Here is a 17,009-nt window from a genome sequence, read left to right on the forward strand (position 1 = left end):
GAACCGAGGGATCTGATTACTGAAAAGATCCTTCACTTTGTTCAGGATGACAAACGATTCGAAATCAAATACCGTATTGACAAAAAGAGGATGTTCAAACCAATAAATTAGCTGCAGGTTCTATGTCTTCCCGAGGAACCGAGGGATCTGATTACTGAAAAGATCCTTCACCTTGTTCAGGATGACAAACGATTCGAAATCAAATACCATATTGACAAAAAGAGGATGTTCAAACCAATAAATTAGCTGCAGGTTCTATGTCATCCCGAGGAACCGAGGGATCTGATTACTGAAAAGATCCTTCACCTTGTTCAGGATGACAAACGATTCGAAATCAAATACCATATTGACAAAAAGAGAATGCTCAAACCAATGAACATCCTCTTCTATTTTTTTTTAACTCTCGACCATTCCAGACTTCTTCAAACACACCCCTCTGCCTGTCGGCATCTCCCCTTAAAATGGGAGAATTATTACAATCGACTTGGCTCCTTCAAGACTCTTCAAGACCTTTCGACTTTTCCAGACCCTTCTTTCTTACTTATTCTTCACCCTAATTAAAGCCGCCATTTCTTTGGCCTGATCTACGCAGGTAAAAACATCTGTGCCGATAGAATTGTAGGCTAAAGTCACTCCCATGCGACGGTATTCGCGGCTGCTTGGTTTGCCAAACAAACGCAAATCAGATTTGGGATAAACTGCCGCATGCTCCAAACCTTCAAAATATGGATTAACCCCTTCACTCTGTGCCAGAATAACAGCACTCGCTCCTACTCTTTCCAATGTAATTTCAGGTATTGGTAATCCTAAAACAGCACGGCAATGCAGTTCGAATTCACTAAAATTTTGAGTGCCTGCAAGAGTAACCATGCCTGTATCGTGCGGACGGGGCGATAATTCTGAAAATACAACTCCATCTTCGCAAATAAAGAATTCTACACCCCAAAGACCTGCTCCTCCCAGTTCGCGGGTAACCCTTTCAGCCATTTCCTGAGCTGCTTTTACATCTGCACCGGAAATTGCAGCCGGCTGCCAGCTTTGCTGATAATCACCACGTTCCTGAACATGACCTATCGGCGGGCAAAATAAGGTAGGACCGTTCTTCTGTGTAACGGTAAGCAAGGTAATCTCCGAAGTAAAGTTCACAAATGCTTCTACAATCACATCCCCGGAATCACCACGTCCCTTAGAACCGGCAATGTTCCAGGCCTTTTCAATATCAGCTTCGCATTTAATTACCGACTGCCCTTTTCCTGATGATGACATCAGGGGTTTTACCACGCAAGGCATTCCAACCTCTTTCACCACAGCATACATCTCCTCCAACGAACCGGCATACAAATATTTTGCAGTTCTGATTCCCAGATCCTTTGCGGCCAAATCGCGGATTGCTCTTCTGTCCATGGTAAAATTGGCAGCTTTTGCACTCGGAACTACCTGAATGCCTTGTTTCTCGTACTCATAAAAGCGTTCGGTACGAATGGCTTCTATTTCGGGTACAATTAAATCCGGTTGATGTCTGGCTACAACCAAATCGAGCGCATCACCATCAAGCATATTAATTACCTCGAATGCATCCGCAACCTGCATGGCAGGAGCTCCCGCATAACTATCAACGGCAACTGTATTTTGTCCCAAACGCTGTGCCGCAATCACAAATTCTTTTCCCAGCTCTCCTGAGCCCAACAGTAAAATCTTCTTTACCATAAAATTACTTTCGGTTTATAAATGGATTTTTAATGGTTACTAAGTAGTAAGAAGTGCAAAATTACATTCTATTTTTCGAAAACCGGGCAGAACAAATCGCTTTTTCAACCTTTAGAGGCATTTTAATGCAGACCAATACCACTCAATTTGCAGAAAAAAACAAAATTTGATTGATCAAATAAAACAGTATCTCAAATTAATGTTTAAATTTAGCAAGACAATTCATCTTCTTAAGTCATCCGTATATAAATAAAGCACTATGAGTAAAGAATACAATACCCTTACAGAGTTTTTCAACTTTCTTAAAACCAAACAAAATTACCTGCAGCAAGACAGCGAAGAAGTTATACAGGACTATTACAATTGCAGAGCCGAACGGATTGCAAAGGAAAAAGAAGAAAAAAGAATCAAACAATTAAAAAGATTGGAATTAATTGTACAAAAAAGAGAGGAACAACAAGCACGTGCCCGCATGTATAAGCCTGTAAAGGTACAAAGAATGAAATCGCCCGAAAAAACCACAGTGAAAAGAATAACAAATGACGGGACTACTGCAAAAACAATGGAAGATATACGGAAATTGATTGACCGCATCAGAGATTAAGATATCAACAGGATCTCTTCGTGTTTGTTTTTCTCCATAAAAAAGAGGATGTCTAAAAAAGTAGAATCTTAAGCTATTCAGCGACTTTTACCCCTAAATTTTCTTAAGGAAAGTCTTTAAAACTCAGTCTTCCTTTTAAAGACTGGAGTAAAACTGAATATCATTTTAGCAGACAAAACAATTCTTTTTTGAACACCCTCTTTCTTTACTTCAGAAATAATCTATACAGCAATAATTTCCTCTCTCATGCTAAAAAGAACAAAAAGTACTTCTTCCTTTTCGCGCTGACCGATATTATTCATATCCATAGCTTTCATCACGTCAGCCATAACCTCAACAAACTCCTTTTCACTAACATTCATTCCCTTGTGTGTTGTCAGCATATCGGCACCTTTGTACAAATCCGGACCGCCCGTACCTGCCATCAAAAAAGTTGCAGCTCCATTCTTCATCGCTTTCACATCAGCCTTGGCATTTGTAAACCTGACCGCAATTGCCGGATTAAGCAAATGCAAATCAACAACATCATTGGCAATTTTGGTAATTCCCTCTGTTCCGCCTAATCGCTCGTAAAGTGTTCCGCTCATCTTCTTTCCTCCTCTTTTAGTAAATAAACAAGAAGTTAAGCTTTCCACCCGCCAAAGTCAATACAAAAATCTTATTTATAAGGCTGTGTCCGCTCACCAATTTTAGCGAACGAACACAAGCTTAAAGCATACTGAAACTACTTGGATTTTTAACCCATCTATCCTGATTATTCGATGGGATTAAGAACCACCCGAATGATCTCTGATTGTTTGCCCACCTTTTTACCGGCATACATGTAATAGGCATAATATTCTCTAACCTCGGTGAGTTTTGCATTCACCCGCGGACGGGTATCTTCAAAATCCGATCCTTTTACACTGGTCTGAAAATCGTAATTTCCATCGTTTATTTTGCCGTACAGCATAATGCCATCCATGGGAAATTTAGTAAAACTGAGGTAAGGAATACCCCCCACTTCTCTTCCTTTCAGATCTGGTTTTTTGCTGGTGGTCGACTCTACCTTGTTTTCATTCACCAAACCCAATTCCAGTTTTAATTCAGGAGTAATGCCCGGCGTAAGATCAATAATTTTTTTGTACTCCCGTAATGATTTTTCAACAGAGTTATGGCCTGCAACATAAATAGTGCGGGAATCACGGGCTATTTTCTGATCTGCATTTTTCTGGTCGCAGCGTGTTTTATCCACCTGAAGCTCTTGTATAATAGAATCAGTTGATTCTTTGGGCAAAAGTCCATCGGTAACCAATTGAGGCGCCTTGGCCAAAAAATTGTCTCTCTTACGGGCAAAACCAGCCTCATTGTGCTCTATAAAATCTTTTTTTATGACTATCTGTGCCATCTTATTAATATTTTTTGATTAAACATATTCTCCAGGATCCTGAACTAAAGCTAGAAAACATTTTTTATAAATATATATTTTTTTATGATATTATTTTTGTTCAAACTACTTAACATCGCAAAAACACAGGGCTTTCAGGCTGAAAATTTATTGTTTTAGAAACGGCTCAATTGGCATATTTTTAGTTCTTTTTTTATAAATCAAAAAGCAAAATAATATATGGTTAAGTTTCCAAAAAACCTAAACAAGGCGATGCCCAATAAATCAACACTTTTATTCCATATTACTACTGTTTAATACACAGACTTTTATCTGGTTTTCAGGCAGGAAACCCAAAAAATGACGTTTTGTAATATTTAATCTGTTTTGTTAACTAATTTATATGCATCACTTAGTCTGCAAGGTTTGATTTTATTGATTGTTTACAGCAAATTTTATTTTTATAAAAAATATACCCTGTAAGTGCTTTTTTCGAACAAATGGTACCATTTTGCAAATTGCAAAAGACGTTTTACAATTTGCAAAAGACCCGTTTGAATTTGCAGGAGACGTTTTAGAGGCTAATTTTGGCATTTTTGGTGCTTCAAATGAGCCAAATGGTGCCCATTTTCGTCAAGGACAAATCGCAAAATGCATTTTGAAAGTTGTAAAATGCCATTTGAAAGTTTCCTGAGAGCCAAACTAAAACGCAAAAGATGGTTTCTGAGTGGTATTTGATATTTTCTTCTGCTAAAAATATTGATTGAAACCAATCATTCACTTTAAGAAATTAGCTCGCTGTTTTTTTACCCCCCTACTCTCAGCAAATAAAATAAGTGTAAGCCTATTATTTTTTATGATTTCCTGTTACAATTAAAAAAAGATGGCTACATTCGGTTTCTAGTAACGATAAATAATTACAAACTTGTGTTGCTGTTTGGAGGAGTAAGTGCAAATGCAAACGAAATAAAGCCTATTGCTTTTATTTATAAAAGCTATGCAAGGCTAAAAGACCTAAATGAACATTGAAACCAAATTATATTATTTGAAAAAATGGATTAAAAATATCGTCTCATTGTTTAAAGATTGGTTCAAGAAAAAATTAGTTTTTGCCCGCCCGCTTCTGCCCTTCGGGACAGTTAGGGAAGCCCACGCAGATTGCACACATTTGCAAATCGCACAGACTAACCTACAAACCGAAATTTGCAAAAGAGTACAATTTTATCCCATGCTATAGCCTATGGAACAGTATTATAAAAAATATTTGGATAACAGGAAAGCCTTAATCAGAGTTATTTGTCGAACAAAGCAATGGAGCGGATTAGATGAATGCGATATTTATAATTGGCTTGATAATTTTGAAGATAACTTTGGTAAATATATAGCATTAAAAATTTTAATACATAGTATTTATTATAGCGAAAAGAATGTTGTAGACTTATTAAGTCACGGAATCTATGAAAAAATTCATAGTACTGAAATTAAAAAGCAATTAGTCAACGATAATAATATACTTATATCACGTACTGAAACAAATTCACAATTATTGGATAGAGTTGAAAGTTCTGCTTTTGTACCATTACTTGACAAATCACGACCAGGAGAAAGTGCAAATCAAATGGCAAGGTACCTTATTCAGAAGTTAAACATTTCACCAAATCAAACATTCTTTATTGAGGATTTAACTAATGAAGTGATTTTAAAACATAGAAGTGTCATTTTCTTAGATGATTGCATCGGTAGCGGTAATCAACTAGATGATTTCTTTGGAAAGCCAAATGTGCAGTCCGCAGTTAACTTTGCGGTAGAAAATAACATTGAAGTATATTACTTAATTATTACAGGCTATAAAAAAAATATTCAAAAAGTACAGCAGAAAGATAATTTGAAAAATATCAGGATTGTTGCATGTGATGAATTGAATGATTTTGATAGAATTTTTAATGAGCAGAATATTATTTGGCAAGATAAAGAGGAATTTGAAAAGGCAGATCAATATTTCAAGGCTTTAGAAAGTAATCTAGGGATTAATCAATATGGATGGGCAAACCTTGATTTTGCTGTATTTATGCACAATACAGTACCTGATTGGTCATTGCCAATTTTCTGGGTAGATAATTCAGATTGGACACCTTTAATGACAAGAAAAAATTCAAATCTATTTTAAATGAGTAGACAGACGCTAAATCCTTTTGGAAAAAATAGAGCAGAGCAAATGGGAGAAGATTCTTGGAGATATTACGTTTCTCCAGAAGAAAACTTATTATCAGAGCAACCTTTAATATTTGAGGGAAGTAGAGGGACTGGTAAAACAATGTTTTTGCTTTGTAATTCATGGCGAGAAAAGTTTTCTGAATTCAATTTTGAAAATGATAAAATTAAAAGGCTTTTTTCTAAAGAAAATTTTGTGGGAATTTACTATAAAGTTGATGGTAGGTTTGTTGGAAATAATCTAAAAGGAAAAGGTGTTGAAGATGAAAAATGGGTTTCAATTTTTAATACATATTTCAATATAGTTGTTTCGAAAGAAATTTATGAATTTATTAGTAATTGTCTTTTACAAAATATAATTAACCATTCCGATTTAAACAATTTAAATTCCAGAGTAGCAAAGAAGATAGGATTAGAAGGGGGAAGTGATATTGAGAAAATATTTGAGAAATTCGAAGAAATATTAGATAGTGTTGAAGAATTTTCAAATGACCCTGAACAATCACTTCCTAAACTTTTAAGTTCTGGAACTCTAATAAAGACAATTGTTGAATTTACTCGAAAAATAGAGATTTTTAAAGAATCTAGATTTCACATGCTTATAGATGAGTATGAGGAACTTAATGAGAACCAACAGATTCAATTAAATACACTTATTAAGCAAAGTGTATATTGGTTAGTTTATGATGTATGTGTAAAAACTAATGGTATATATAGTTTTAATACGATTTCTGGAAATGAAATAATTCAAGAACCTCATGATTTTAAACATCATAAACCAGAGTTAAAAGATTATGACAATTCAAGCAGGTATTTAGAATTCCTAAAACGTATTTGTCAAAAAAGATTGGAAGAGTTTGTGCCGAAGGAAACAAAAGAGTACTGTACTTGGATTAACATTGAAAATTATTTAAAAAGACATTCTGAAGCTGAAATCCTTTCAGTTTATAAAAAATCACCTAACTATAAGAAAGAGGTTTTGGATGTCCTAAGAGAACTGGTAAATCATGATGAATCTTCAAAAGAAATAGAGCCAAAAGAAATAGAGAGAGTTTTATTTAATGATTCTCCATTGATTGAGAGAATGCATATTGCATTGTTAAGAAGAAAAGATATAAATGTAAAAGTTCTTTATGAGGCTATAATAAAAGAAAAGAAAGAATATTTTGATTGGAAACATAACACATTATTTCCTACTCATTTTTTATTATGCAATGAACTTGGTTTGGAATATCAATATCATGGTCTGAAAGTGTTTGCGCAATTATCATCTGGTGTAATTCGGTATTTTATTGAAATCTGCAAGAGTGCCTTTGATAGTGCTATTGAAAATGGTTTTTATTTCTCAAATCCACGTTCGTTTTCACTAAAAGAGCAAACAAATGCAGCCCAATTTGTAAGTGAAACTAAAGTTGCACAAATTGATGGTTTTGTTCCTGGTGGCAAAGTATTAAAAAGACTTATATTAAATCTAGGTAAGATATATTATCTAAGACAAACTAATAAACACACAACATTAGGTGAACCTGAAGTTAATCATTTTACTACAAGTTTATTTGAGTTAAAGACATACCATAGTGATGCAACTAAATATCTTGAATTTGCTATTATGCATAATATTCTTCAACCTAGTTTACCAACCAAAACCAAATCTAATGATATAGTAGAGGTTGCAGATTTTCATATAAATCATATTTATTGCCCCTTCTTTAAAATTTCTCATAGAAGAAAAAGAAAAATTAATATTGAGCCTTCTGTTCTTAACAAATTAATACTCGGTAATTCAGAGGAGGTTAATAAGATAATTAAGAAATATGAAGAATTAAACGATACTCAAATTTCACAAGGAAAACTGTTTTAATTATGGAGTATCAGGAAAAATTTGATTTAAATAGTGAAAATTCTATCCAGTTTGGACAGAATATTGACATTCTAATTACTAGTGATACCTCTTCTAATATTGAAAGAAGTCAAAAAGTAAGAAATTTGATTTCTAATAGTTTTAAAGGAATTACCATCATCATTGATTCAAATCGTCAACAGGATAAGTTTAGCTTACAGGTTTTTGATGAAAACAAAGAGTGTTTAGGTAATCTTCCTGAAAGTATAATTATTCCAAACTTACGTCAATTCTTTAAGAGAAGTTTACTTTTTGAAACTCATAAAATTCATAGAAGTAATATTTGTATTGACATCACTTCTATGCCCCATATTTTAATTTTTAGTTTGGCTAAAATTTTCATAAAAGAAGTTAGACCAAGAAATTTATTTGCTACCTATACAGAACCTAAATTTTATAAGAGGAAGGTTAAAGAAAGATTAGAAACTTGCATAGATGATGAAGATTATGACCTTTATGAGGAAATATTAGGTTTAAATTATAATGTAAATGGTTTTTCCAGAAGAAAGCGTATGGATGATGATTTATTAGTAGCTTCCTTAGGTTTTGAAAGGCAAAGGTTATTAGCTCTTTTTGATAGGATTGAGCCAAAAGGTGGCTTAATCCCAATAGTAGGGTTTCCATCCTTTAAACCAGGTTGGAATATTACAGCAATTAATATGAATTATAAAGTAATTGAAGATGCACAAGCCGAAGGATTTATTAAGTCTTGTGAATCTTCAAGCCCTTTTGGTATTTATACCCGTTTAAAGGAAATATATACTAAGAAATCAGACACTTATAATATTATGGTTGCCCCTTTTGGAACAAGACCGAATTGTTTAGGAGCAGCGATATTTACACTTAGGCATAAGGACTGTCAACTTATATATGACTTTCCAATTGAGAAAAATTTTCGAAGCGAAGGTGCAGATTGTACATATTTTTATATATTATCATGCTTTTTATTGGACTAGAATGGATAAACTAGGTAGGTTTTATACAGGTAATGCTTTTTCTAAATTGTTAGTAAATCAACTTGATATTGATTCTCCTAAACATATACTTGATTTAGGGGTGGGTGATGGTTCATTATTGTCCGCAGCACTTAATAAATGGGAAGATGCTTATTATTCAGCTGTAGATATTGAAGAAAAAAGTTTTGATGAGTCACTTCAGATTAACTTTATAAAAAAAGATGTTCTAAATAATTCAAGTGAAATTACAGTTGAATTATCAAATTGTGACGTTGATATCGCAATATGCAATCCTCCTTATAAAAGAATAAAGAATCGAAAAAGATACAATAGCCTATTTCGAGAAGTTGGTTTTAACAATTGTCTTAAACTAAAATATATTACCGCAGATTTACTTTTCTTGGCGTTTAATTTAAGTCTCCTAAAAAATAATGGCCAATTAGGTATTATTCTACCGGATACACTTATTGCATCTTCTGATTTTGAGTTGCTTAGAATGGATATTCTTAAATATGATATAACATCAATTATAGAGCTTCCTGAGAAAATATTTAAAAAAACTGAGGCAAAAACGTATATACTTATTATTAATAAAAGAAAATCGAGTTCGAATTCAACTAATTTACTTATTGCAGATACTTCTGGTCAGATTCAAAATCAATTAAAAGTGAATAAGTCTGATTTAATTAAGCGTATGGATTATTCGTTTAATCTGTTTCATTTATTAGACTGCAATAATGGTGTTAGTTTGGCAGAATTAGGAGCTACTATTAAAAGAGGTAGGCTTTCTGGTAAATTATTAAGAAATAAAGGTGGTGCTTTTTTTCACACTTCTGATTTTAAAGGTCAAACTTATGTGTCTTTACCTTCTAATAATTATAAAAATGGGGAATTGTATGCTGAAAAAGGTGATATTTTAATTGCTAGAGTTGGTTCTAGATGTCTAGGTAAGTTTTGTGTAATTGAAAGTGGTTGTATTGTAATCTCTGACTGCATTCTAAAGGTAACACTACCCAAGATGTTTATTGAACCCTTTATCCATGCATTAAGTTCTGATTATGGGAGAAATTGGTTTAAGGCTTATTCTCATGGTGTTTGTGCTAAACTAATTAGTAAAAAAGACTTATTAAGTTTTAAAATAGACCTATCAAACAGCCATGCACATTAGCAATTGGCTTTACCAAACTTTGCTTTGCACAAACCAATGCTAAAGTCAAAAATTGCAAAAGAGCTTATCTGTTTGCCATCGCTTTTTTGCCGACCCTAAAAACTATTAGTAACTGAAATATATTCTTAAAATACAAAACATATGAAATCAATACTACTGGGATTTATTCTTAGTCTTACCACATTACAACTATTTAGTCAAACAGAATATTCAGAGGTTCTGGATGTTAACAGCAAAGCGAAAACATCCGAAGAATATTTTATTCAGGGGGATCAAAACAAAATTAAAGAAGGAAAGTATCTCTTTAAATATAAAGGTAAAATTCAAATAAGAGGTCAATATCAGAATAACAATAAAATTGGCAAATGGACCTACACCCCAAGTCCAAAATTAATGATTACAGGAAATTACAAAAACAATAAGAAAGATGGTGAGTGGATCTACTCTCAAAATAAAACAATAATATCAGTTCTTAAATATTTCAATGGTTTGTTGGATGGAAAACAAATTGGATACTATGCAGATGGGACAATCGCTTCCGAATTGAACTACAATATGGGAAAAAAGGATGGTGTTGAAATGTGCTATTTTCAAAATGGAGAAATAAAAGAAACAACTCATTATGAGAATGGACTAATTCATGGGGAGAATATTAGGTATTCTGAGGAAGGAGAAATTATTTTTAAGCTGGACTATTTTAAAGACACTCCTATTTCTTTGGATATTGAAAGTGACGATTCTAATTATTCAGGCCAATTAAAAGATGGAAACGGCGTTTTGGAATCGATTAAATCCAACACGGATAAAAAACAAATTCTTCTTGTCCGTAATGTTAAAGACTCTCTTTTACACGGTCAGATTATTGGATATAATTACAGTGGAACTAGAATTTTTGAAGGGCAGTATCAAAATGGGAATATGATTGGGAAATGGAATTTTTATAATTCAGCCGGAGCATTAGATCATTCTAAACAATATGAATCAAGTCAAGAATTAAAGGTAGATTCTACAGAAGATTTAACCTTAAACCATAACGAAAGATTTATAATTATAGAGGATATGCCAAAATTTGAAGGCAATGATCAAAAACTTTTTCAAAATTTCATTTCCAGAGTCGTAAGATATCCTGATTCTTGCATTACCAATGGAATAAAAGGAAAAGTATATGTCAGCTTCATTATTAACACCGAAGGTAAAATTGCAGATATTAAAATAGATAAATCAGTTCATCCCCTGCTGGATCAAGAATCATTAAACGTGATTAAATCATCTCCCCTTTGGACTCCTGGATTTAGATCAAAAATTCCTGTAACAACAAGTTTTACAGTTCCAATTAATTTTAACTTCATGTAATTGTAAATAGTAATGTAATATCTAAAAAAAATAAACCGTAATACCGGTAAGAATTCTAATAAACTACAAAATAGTAAGCACATACATTAATTATGATATCACCAGAAGATATAGTTAAGAGTTTAAAAAGAATCAATTGGTTTTTTATTGGTTTAGGAATGCTTGAGATTTTCTTACTCGTATTTCTGACCCAAAACTTCCTGTTCATGCTTTATGGGCTGATCACATTAGTGCCGGCCTACATCGCTCTTAGCCCAAAACACATAAAGTGGAACTATTTTGTAGGCATCTGGACCTTAATTCAGTTTAATCCTTTAACGGGTCTGGCTATGATCGGCTTTATTCTTGGTGACTTTTTTAAACCGGGAGCTGACCGAGCCGGAGATTTATTTGATACAATTTTTGCAATTGTATGCATTCTTATTTTTGCTGCAATTGTTATCTCCTCATTTATTTTAGGAATATTACTTATAAGCAAGACTTCTAAATACAACAAACTGATTAAAGCTTTTGCCAACTAAAAAAGCAAATAATAAACATATGCAGGCCAGAATTGAAAACATACAGGAGAAAAAATTAATAGGAATTCATTTATCAATGTCCTTGTCGGCCAACAAAACAGCTGCTCTTTGGCAAGCTTTTATGCCAAGGCGAAGTGAAATAAAGAACCAACTGACAAATGACTTGATTTCAATGCAGGCATATCCGTCTACTCATTTTTCGGACTTTAAGCCAACTAATCTTTTTGAAAAGTGGGCAGTAGTTGAAGTTGGGAATTTTGATAACTTACCCGCCAATATGGAAACTTTTACCCTGCCGGGCGGACTATATGCCGTTTTCAGTTACAAAGGTTCAGGCAACGATCATAGTATCTTTCAATATATTTTTGGGACATGGATTCCTGAATCAAATTATTTATTGGACAACAGGCCGCATTTTGAAATATTAGGAGAAAAATATAAAAATGCGGATCCAAATTCGGAAGAAGAAATATGGATACCAATACGAGGGAAATAAATCAGAATAACTTTACTTACACACTTTATGGGATACTGCTTGTTGTTTATTTTATGAGGCTAAAGCCTGATTTTAAAAATTTCTTGTTATCAGTTGCTTGAAAGCAACTGCAATGGATACTGAGCTTTTCTGCTCTTATCAATAAATGCTTTGTGTTTTTTATCCATTGCAGTTTGGCTTTAGCCAACTGTAACTAAAATATTCCCATTGTTTTGCTTTAGCTTCACTTCACTCCCTCTGTAATTGCTTTTTCTTGTTATCAGTTGCTTGAAAGCAACTGCAATGGATGCTGAGCTTTTCTGCTCTTATCAATAAATGCTTTGTGTTTTTTATCTGTTGCAGTTTGGCTTTAGCCAACTGTAACTAAAATATTCCATTGTTTTGCTTTAGCTTCACTTCACTCCCTCTGTAATTGCTTTTTCTTGTTATCAGTTGCTTGAAAGCAACTGCAATGGATACTGAGCTTTTCTGCTCTTATCAATAAATGCTTTGTGTTTTTTATCTGTTGCAGTTTGGCTTTAGCCAACTGTAACTAAAATATTCCATTGTTTTGCTTTAGCTTCACTTCACTCCCTCTGTAATTGCTTTTTCTTGTTATCAGTTGCTTGAAAGCAACTGCAATGGATACTGAGCTTTTCTGCTCTTATCAATAAATGCTTTGTGTTTTTTATCTGTTGCAGTTTGGCTTTAGCCAACTGTAACTAAAATATTCCATTGTTTTGCTTTAGCTTCACTTCACTCCCTCTGTAATTGCTTTTTCTTGTTATCAGTTGCTTGAAAGCAACTGCAATGGATACTGAGCTTTTCTGCTCTTATCAATAAATGCTTTGTATTTTTTATCTGTTGCAGTTTGGCTTTAGCCAACTGTAACTAAAATATTCCCATTGTTTTGCTTTAGCTTCACTCCCTCCCAACAACAAGGCTTTGCTCTTCAATATTCCACATACATCCCGATTTTACTATCTTACATCGAAAAAATTATGCTTATATGGGCCCATCATTTTATATTTATTGCTTTAACATCAAATATCTATTCAACTAACATTAATAAAGAACAATGAAAATGAATTTTAAACAAGTGGGAAAAGGATTGCTTGTTGCAGCCTTTACTACTACAATGTGTTTGCAGACAATGGCACAGGTGAATTACAAAAGCCGGGAAGAAATTCCGGAAAAGTACAAATGGAATTTCTCTGATATTTATGAAAACTGGGATGCATGGGAAGCTGATTTTAAGGCAATTTCAGTTGACATGGAGGAAATTCTATCCTGTAAAGGAACGCTTGGCGAAAGTTCTGACAACTTGCTAAAGTTAATGACTGCACAAGAGAACCTGATGAAAAAAGCTTACAAAGTTTATCAGTTTGTTTCGTTCCAAAGCACTGTTGATACACGAAATATGGATCTGCAGGCAAAACTGCAGAAAGTTGGACTTTTGTTTGCGGGTTTCGGACCTGTAACCGCCTGGATTTCGCCTGAAATGATTGCAATTCCGGAAGCTGTCATGAAACAATGGCTTGCTGAAAACAAAGGTTTAAAAGTTTACGAATTCGAATTATTGGATATGTATCGTTTACAAAAGCATGTTTTGAGTGAAGAATTGGGAAAACTGGTATCCTATTACTCTCAGGTATCAGAAACTGCAGGATCGGTATTTGAAGCTTTATCGACCGCTGATATCGAATTTCAGGAAGTGGAACTGTCGGATGGTTCGAAAGTAACTGTAACACCGGGAATGTATTCTCAAATTACGACCAACAACAGAAATCAGGCAGACCGCAGAAAGGCTTACGAAGCAATTTACGACGTATACTACAAGAATAAAAACACCTACGCCGCTGTTTACAACGGAATTATTCAATCGGAATGGGCAAATGCACGGGCCAGAAATTACGAATCGTGTCTGGATGCTTCTCTGGAAGGCAACAACATTCCGAAAGATGTGTATTTGAACCTGATTAAAACGGTAAAAGAAAATACGGCACCTGTTCAGAAATATTACAAACTTCGTAAAAAAGTATTGGGTCTGGAAAAATACTATGGTTTCGACGGTTCAATCAGTTTGGTTGATTTCGACAAGAAATACCCATACGATGAAGCCGTTAAAGTAGTTACTGAGTCAGTTTTGCCTTTGGGAAAAGAATATCAGGAAAAATTAAAAACAGCAACTGCCAGCGGCTGGCTGGATGTTTATGAGAATCCCGGCAAACGTTCCGGAGCATTTTCGTCCGGAGTTTACGGCGTGCATCCATACATGCTGCTAAATTACGATGAAACACTTGAGTATGTTTTCACTTTGGCTCATGAGTTGGGACATACCATGCACACGACTCTATCGAACGAAACACAGCCGTTTACCACTTCGAATTATACGATATTTGTGGCTGAAGTTGCTTCTACTTTTAACGAGCGCCTGTTATTGGATCATATGATGGAAACAACAAAAGATCCTAAGGAACGCATTGCTTTACTGACTCAGTCTATTGAAGGAATTATCGGTACCTTTTTTGCACAAACCATGTTTGCTGATTACGAATATCAGGTTCATACTATGGTAGAACAGGGACAACCAGTAAATGCAGAAATACTAACAAATACCTGGGGTGAAATTGCTGACCAGTATTACGGCGATGTTTCTGAAAAAACACAGTATTCTAACTATCCTTGGACAAGAATTCCTCACTTTTACAACTCTCCTTACTATGTGTACCAGTATGCAACCTGTTTTGCATCGTCGGCTAAATTGTACAAAGATGTAACCGAGGGAAGCAAAACGGAGAAACAGGAAGCCTTGAAAAGATACATCACCCTTTTACAATCGGGTGGTAACGATTTTCCAATGGAACAATTGAAAAAAGCCGGTGTTGATTTATCGAAACCGGAAGCGATGCTGGCCGTAATCAATCAATTGGACAAACTGGTTGATCAATTGGCTGCAGAGATTGAAAAGATTAAGAATTAAATCTGTTTCGAAATAAATTTACTAAGAGGGTGTCCAAAAAGTATTGTTCTATTGTCATTCTGATCCCGATGAAACGGGACGAAGAATCTACTCATTTAAAATGAGATGTTTCGACAAGCTCAACATGACAGACAATCCAGTACAAAATATTTCTTTTTGGACACCCTCTTTTTTTTTGAAACAAATGCTTCTCTCTGCCAAGCTGTTTTCTTCCAATATTTTATACAATTTCCCATTCCTCAACACCGCCTTCAATTGCTCTGAAAAGTGGATGTGTCTCGATACTGGTTTCTTCTGCTAATTTTAAATATCTCTCTGCATCGCGCTGTTGCAGTTTCTTTAACAGATGATTTACTTCAAATTTTATTTGTCCGTCGGTTACAGGCAAAACTGCAGGTTCATCATACAAATCGAACTTGTCTTTATTAAACTGATAGCCACGCCTGCACGATTCTTTGTAAACAGCTTCCAGATATTGATTGATACAATGAAGCGGCTTGCCGGAATTTTTAAACCTCAGCAACTGCGGATGATTTTTATAGCCTTTTGTTTTGCCCTCCAATACATTTTTAGCAAGCAGTGTTTCTCTCCAAAGCGCAAGCAATCCTTTTGTATCCAGATATTTAGGGTGTACCGACCAGATTCTCATAATAGGGATGTTATTTGTTTGTAATTAAGAAACTGCTTGTTTTATTGTGTTTTCTACCGTCCAAACAGTTTCATTTTCAAAAGAATGGGAGCGAAATTCACAATTGGGGATGGAACAATTCCTGCACAATTCGCTGCTGCAGGCATCCGTATGAATGGTGAAATCAATTGGATAAGGATAATGTTCTGAAATCTTTTGGGTAACTGAATCCCCTTCCTTATGAGCATCAGCAATGTTCATATACCAAGGCAAGGTCAAATCACAATCAATATGATACCTGTCTCCGTATTTCAGCAATTTCAGATTGCTTACATCGATCCAGTTTTCATTCCTGTTTTCCCACAGAATTTTACAGATATCTTTCAACAAGTTAAAATCGGCTTCATCCATTAAATTCGATGTGGTCTCTTTTAGAATTTTGTACCCGGTATAGATAATGATCGAGCCAAACAGCATGGCGATAGCACTATCGAGCCAAGCTGCTTTTGTCAGCCACAAAAAAACCAAACCAACAACCAATCCTATGGTAGAATAAGTATCCGATTGTAAATGTTTTCCCCCGGCAACCAAAGCAATTGAATTGTGTTTTTCCCCGGTTTTAATGCTAAAGTAACCCAATATGTAATTTAGTAATCCGGCCAGGGCAACAATCAGTATTCCAACATCCAATTGCTCTATTTCACGCGGATTGAACAAACGTTTTACTGCCTCAAAAATAATAACCAGACCTGCCAATACAATCAATATCCCTTCGATAGAGGCCGATATTGATTCAATTTTACCATGTCCAAAAGGATGATCGGAATCACGCGGTTTTAAGGCAAAACTTATGCTGTAAAGACTGATAAAACCAGTCATTACATTTACGGTACTTTCCAGAGCATCCGTTAAAATTCCAACAGAATTGGTTAAGAAATAGGCTCCCGTTTTTGCAGCAAAAATCAGAACAGAAAAAAGTACAATTCTCCGTTGAACAACCAATTTTATTCTTTTATCATTTTTGCGCATATTTAAATTTATGGAATATATCGCATTTGTCCCATAAATAAATTGGCTTTTAGAAGGTATATACACAGTTATTTACAAATTTATACCCGGTAAAAGGTATTCTGATTG

General features: G+C 34.5%; 15 protein-coding genes. 10 read left to right on the forward strand and 5 right to left on the reverse strand.

All coding sequences use genetic code 11. From position 1 onward, the window contains the following. Positions 1-537: 537 nt before the first annotated feature. A complete protein-coding gene (gene purT / locus BZG01_RS06975; protein WP_101309110.1) occupies positions 538-1,707 on the reverse strand; it encodes a formate-dependent phosphoribosylglycinamide formyltransferase in 1,170 nt (389 codons plus the stop codon). 259 nt (positions 1,708-1,966) lie between these two features. Between purT and BZG01_RS06980 the strand changes: the two genes are divergently transcribed. Beyond that, entirely contained in the window at positions 1,967-2,311 is a 345-nt protein-coding gene (locus tag BZG01_RS06980; RefSeq protein ID WP_101309111.1) for a hypothetical protein, read from the forward strand. A 221-nt stretch (positions 2,312-2,532) separates the two neighbouring features. Here the strand turns inward: BZG01_RS06980 and BZG01_RS06985 are convergent, their stop codons facing one another. Both BZG01_RS06985 and BZG01_RS06990 read right to left on the reverse strand, forming a co-directional pair. Continuing rightward, positions 2,533-2,898, reverse strand: a complete 366-nt coding sequence (locus tag BZG01_RS06985; RefSeq protein WP_101309232.1) for a group I truncated hemoglobin — start codon at positions 2,896-2,898, stop codon at positions 2,533-2,535. A 167-nt stretch (positions 2,899-3,065) separates the two neighbouring features. Then, entirely contained in the window at positions 3,066-3,698 is a 633-nt protein-coding gene (locus BZG01_RS06990; RefSeq protein WP_101309112.1) for a hypothetical protein, read from the reverse strand. Positions 3,699-4,188: 490 nt separating this feature from the next. Between BZG01_RS06990 and BZG01_RS06995 the strand changes: the two genes are divergently transcribed. The 9 genes from BZG01_RS06995 (at position 4,189) to pepF (ending at position 15,244) form a co-directional block, all read left to right on the forward strand. Then, positions 4,189-4,371: a hypothetical protein gene (locus BZG01_RS06995; protein ID WP_143470850.1), complete on the forward strand. Its 183-nt coding sequence runs from the start codon at positions 4,189-4,191 to the stop codon at positions 4,369-4,371. 546 nt (positions 4,372-4,917) lie between these two features. Further along, positions 4,918-5,844 carry a phosphoribosyltransferase-like protein gene (locus BZG01_RS07005; RefSeq protein WP_101309115.1) on the forward strand — a complete coding sequence of 309 codons (927 nt, stop codon included), beginning with the start codon at positions 4,918-4,920 and terminating at the stop codon, positions 5,842-5,844. Further along, positions 5,845-7,749 carry an ORC-CDC6 family AAA ATPase gene (locus BZG01_RS07010; RefSeq protein WP_101309116.1) on the forward strand — a complete coding sequence of 635 codons (1,905 nt, stop codon included), beginning with the start codon at positions 5,845-5,847 and terminating at the stop codon, positions 7,747-7,749. Positions 7,750-7,751: 2 nt separating this feature from the next. After that, entirely contained in the window at positions 7,752-8,744 is a 993-nt protein-coding gene (locus BZG01_RS07015; protein ID WP_101309117.1) for a hypothetical protein, read from the forward strand. Position 8,745: 1 nt separating this feature from the next. After that, the gene (locus BZG01_RS07020; RefSeq protein WP_180327248.1) at positions 8,746-9,912 is read left to right on the forward strand and encodes an N-6 DNA methylase; all 1,167 of its coding nucleotides are present in this window, start codon (positions 8,746-8,748) and stop codon (positions 9,910-9,912) included. Positions 9,913-10,053: 141 nt separating this feature from the next. Continuing rightward, positions 10,054-11,265: an energy transducer TonB gene (locus BZG01_RS07025; RefSeq protein ID WP_101309119.1), complete on the forward strand. Its 1,212-nt coding sequence runs from the start codon at positions 10,054-10,056 to the stop codon at positions 11,263-11,265. Between the two features lie 92 nt (positions 11,266-11,357). Further along, positions 11,358-11,786, forward strand: coding sequence for a hypothetical protein (locus tag BZG01_RS07030; protein ID WP_143470851.1), 429 nt, complete (start codon positions 11,358-11,360; stop codon positions 11,784-11,786). Between the two features lie 19 nt (positions 11,787-11,805). After that, positions 11,806-12,282 carry a GyrI-like domain-containing protein gene (locus tag BZG01_RS07035; RefSeq protein WP_101309121.1) on the forward strand — a complete coding sequence of 159 codons (477 nt, stop codon included), beginning with the start codon at positions 11,806-11,808 and terminating at the stop codon, positions 12,280-12,282. Positions 12,283-13,345: 1,063 nt separating this feature from the next. Continuing rightward, positions 13,346-15,244, forward strand: coding sequence for an oligoendopeptidase F (gene pepF / locus BZG01_RS07040; RefSeq protein WP_218973041.1), 1,899 nt, complete (start codon positions 13,346-13,348; stop codon positions 15,242-15,244). A 220-nt stretch (positions 15,245-15,464) separates the two neighbouring features. Here the strand turns inward: pepF and BZG01_RS07045 are convergent, their stop codons facing one another. Together BZG01_RS07045 and BZG01_RS07050 are read right to left on the reverse strand one after the other, a co-directional pair. After that, on the reverse strand, positions 15,465-15,893 hold the full coding sequence (locus BZG01_RS07045; protein WP_101309122.1) for a pyrimidine dimer DNA glycosylase/endonuclease V: 429 nt from the start codon (positions 15,891-15,893) through the stop codon (positions 15,465-15,467). Positions 15,894-15,917: 24 nt separating this feature from the next. Further along, complete coding sequence (locus BZG01_RS07050) at positions 15,918-16,901, reverse strand: cation diffusion facilitator family transporter (RefSeq protein WP_101309123.1); 984 nt, start codon at positions 16,899-16,901, stop codon at positions 15,918-15,920. Between the last annotated feature and the right edge of the window lie 108 nt (positions 16,902-17,009).

This window comes from Labilibaculum manganireducens (genome assembly GCF_002843385.1).
Taxonomy (GTDB): domain Bacteria; phylum Bacteroidota; class Bacteroidia; order Bacteroidales; family Marinifilaceae; genus Labilibaculum; species Labilibaculum manganireducens.